The sequence below is a fragment of the Bariatricus sp. HCP28S3_A7 genome (genome assembly GCF_052066375.1).
Taxonomy (GTDB): Bacteria; Bacillota; Clostridia; order Lachnospirales; family Lachnospiraceae; genus Allocoprococcus.
This window is the reverse complement of the sequence record NZ_JBQHSG010000064.1, coordinates 1-2707: the sequence shown is the minus strand read 5'-3', so window position 1 is coordinate 2707 and position 2707 is coordinate 1. Positions and strand designations below refer to the sequence as shown.

Genomic DNA, 2707 nt, shown 5'->3' with positions numbered 1-2707 from the left:
ACCATACATTGCAATAAAATACAATACAATAAAAGCAAAAAGTTGACACAAAAAAACAGGTTTTATGCGGCCTGCAAGTACTTTTCCTATTGTTTAACTGTCAAACTCCCGTGGAAAAATTTGGATAATCACGGAAAGAATCTCGGAAGAACCGGGAGACAACGGAACTACAATATTATTTCCAAGAGAAAGATAGGGGCGTAATTATGGCTATTGTATTGACTAATGGAGAATATTACATAACAGTTTCTTCTACTGGAAAAATTGGAAAGACTACTAATATAGAAGAAGCTCGAACGTTTTATTCTTGTAATGTGGCTATGAAGAAAGTATTTAAAGCACCAAGAAAGTGCAATGGTTATTATCCATATGATACGGAAGATACAGAATGGAATAAACCAAAGAAGAAGCAGAAAAGAAAAAAGTATTCAACCGAAGTAAGAAGGATGATTTACAATAATGCTGATGGAAGGTGTCAGTTGTGTGGCAGGAAAATAATGTTTTCTGATGCGTCCTTGGATCATATCATCCCTTTAGCTCTTGGGGGAGAGGATTGTGAATCAAATTTACAATTAGCTTGTAAAGTTTGTAACGGCGCGAAAGATTCCTATTTGCCTGATGATTTTCAAGATAGAGTATTTGATACATTTTGCTTCCAAATGGAAAAGAAATGTGGAAACAATTTAAAATGGAAAATAGCGAAAAACTTATTGACACATATGCTATAGGTGGTGTAGGGACGGAGAAATCTGTCCCTATTGTAAAGATTGAATTTATAGAAATAATACAGTATAATGTAGATAAAATCTACAGAAAGAGAGGGCAATATGTTGGCTGTTTCAAAGAAGAAGTTAGATACAAATGATAAATATTTACAACAGTTAGAAGATATAAAAATTAGAGTTCCGAAGGGGTATAGAAATGTAATTAAAGATTTTGCTGTGGATCAAGGATACAAAAATGTTAATCAATTAGTTATAGGTTTAATAAATGAAAAAATGGAGCAGATTGGATACGAACAACGTATTCCGGTTGGAATCCGAGATATAAAAGAAAAAAATGTAGAAGAAAATATTTAGCCTAATCTTCCAGTGTACCAATGGAAGAAAAATAATTTTAACTGGAATTTTCATTAAAATATTGCATATAATATTAATGTAATATATAATAATATTAAAGAAGGAGATGATATTATGAGTATGGCATTAGTAGAATTTGCAGAAAAGCTTGTTCCGATTTCTGATTTTAGTCAAGGAAAAGCAGGAAAAATATTTAGTGACGTATCAGAAAATAATAATGAATATATTGTCTTAAAAAACAATCAGCCTACAGCGGTTGTTATGTCAATAAAAGAATATGTTGAAATTCAGAAAAAAATATCCAAATTGGAAAAACTTTTTGAACAGTTGGAAAATATAAAGCTGTTACAATTGGCAGAGAGCAGAGATAATGACAAGACAACTTCATTAGAAGAATTCATTGCAGAGGAAGGCTTTTCTATGAATGAGTTGGAAGAACTTGCAGAAAGCGTGGAATTTGAATAATGGCATGGAAAGTACGAATTACCGATGAAGCAAAGAAAGACTATCGAAAACTTGATGGTTCACTTAGAAAACAAGTATTAGCTGGAATTGTAAAAGTATCGAAAGCACCATTGCCTAGTCCTAATGGATACGGAAAGCCATTAGGAAATAAGAACGGTAATAACTTAACAGGTTTTTTCAAAATAAAATATCGTGGAATTGGAATTAGAGTCGTTTATACATTGGTTGTAGATGAACTGACAATGAATATTGTAGTAATTTCCGAAAGAGATGATAATTTCTGTTATGATTTAGCTGCCAAACTATATGAGAAATACGGTGATGATTTATTCAAGGATATTTTTGATGACTTATAAAATGAGATAGAAGAAATTGAAGCACCAATGGAAGAAATATCAATCTTCCTGCGGTGCTTTCTTTTTGTTCCGGATATCTGATACAACTTGTTCTAAAGTGACCTGCTGCCACCTCTGTTTAATAATCTGCTGTTGAAGTGCCTGAGTGCGTTTGTCAATATAATGTTCTATGTGTTTCATCAAGAAAGATGGAATAAAACGTTCCGGCACTTTGAGGATGATATCAAAAACGATATCCTCTAATTTATCGTATGTCTCATGTAAAAATGTCTCAAATTTATTTCTTGGTTTTAATTCTATATTTATGATTATCAACTCCTTCCATACTTATTGCTAAATTCGGTCGAACTGACCGGCCAGCTCGGATGAGCTGACCGCGAGTTCACTTTATCTGACCACTTTTAGATCAATTTGTAGGTTACTTGGAAGGATTTCTCATATTCCTCCCGTTAAATTCAAGCCGGTATGCGTTGTGGATGATACGGTCCATGCAGGCATCCGCATAAGTATTATCCTGAAATAATTCGTACCAGCTGGATACAGGAATCTGCGAAATCACCATTGTAGAATGACGACAGTCTCTGCTGTCGATGACCTCAAAGAGGTTGCGGCATTTATCAATGTCCAGTTCCATCAGTCCAAAGTCATCTATCACAAGCAGATCAAGGGCTGCAAGCTTTTTTGTATAGTTTAGATTGTCGTCTCGCAAAATAAAGTTCCTGTCTCCTGCACAAAAACAGCGAATTATTATATCAGTTCCATAATGATGTCTCTTTGTACGTGCCTGTAATTACGGCGCGCTTTTTT

Annotated in this window: 5 protein-coding genes and 1 pseudogene; 4 read left to right on the top strand and 2 right to left on the bottom strand. The window is 33.9% G+C overall.

The window, feature by feature from the left end; translation table 11 throughout:
• Positions 1 to 206: 206 nt before the first annotated feature.
• The 4 genes from ACTNA4_RS15935 (at position 207) to ACTNA4_RS15920 (ending at position 1900) form a co-directional block, all read left to right on the top strand.
• A complete protein-coding gene (locus ACTNA4_RS15935) occupies positions 207 to 728 on the top strand; it encodes an HNH endonuclease (RefSeq protein ID WP_441031129.1) in 522 nt (173 codons plus the stop codon).
• A gap of 99 nt (positions 729 to 827) precedes the next feature.
• Positions 828 to 1079 (top strand): hypothetical protein, encoded by a 252-nt coding sequence (locus ACTNA4_RS15930; RefSeq protein WP_441031127.1) that lies wholly within the window; start codon positions 828 to 830, stop codon positions 1077 to 1079.
• A 114-nt stretch (positions 1080 to 1193) separates the two neighbouring features.
• Positions 1194 to 1544 carry a type II toxin-antitoxin system prevent-host-death family antitoxin gene (locus ACTNA4_RS15925; RefSeq protein WP_441031124.1) on the top strand — a complete coding sequence of 117 codons (351 nt, stop codon included), beginning with the start codon at positions 1194 to 1196 and terminating at the stop codon, positions 1542 to 1544.
• Positions 1544 to 1900: a type II toxin-antitoxin system RelE family toxin gene (locus ACTNA4_RS15920; RefSeq protein ID WP_441031121.1), complete on the top strand. Its 357-nt coding sequence runs from the start codon at positions 1544 to 1546 to the stop codon at positions 1898 to 1900. The genes ACTNA4_RS15925 and ACTNA4_RS15920 overlap by 1 nt, the downstream gene beginning before the upstream one ends.
• Before the next feature lie 39 nt (positions 1901 to 1939).
• On the opposite strand, the gene ACTNA4_RS15915 is transcribed toward ACTNA4_RS15920, so the two are convergent.
• Together ACTNA4_RS15915 and ACTNA4_RS15910 are read right to left on the bottom strand one after the other, a co-directional pair.
• Positions 1940 to 2215, bottom strand: coding sequence for a hypothetical protein (locus ACTNA4_RS15915; protein WP_441031119.1), 276 nt, complete (start codon positions 2213 to 2215; stop codon positions 1940 to 1942).
• A 103-nt stretch (positions 2216 to 2318) separates the two neighbouring features.
• Positions 2319 to 2597, bottom strand: a pseudogene (locus ACTNA4_RS15910) (ATP-binding protein); the annotation flags it as partial.
• Between the last annotated feature and the right edge of the window lie 110 nt (positions 2598 to 2707).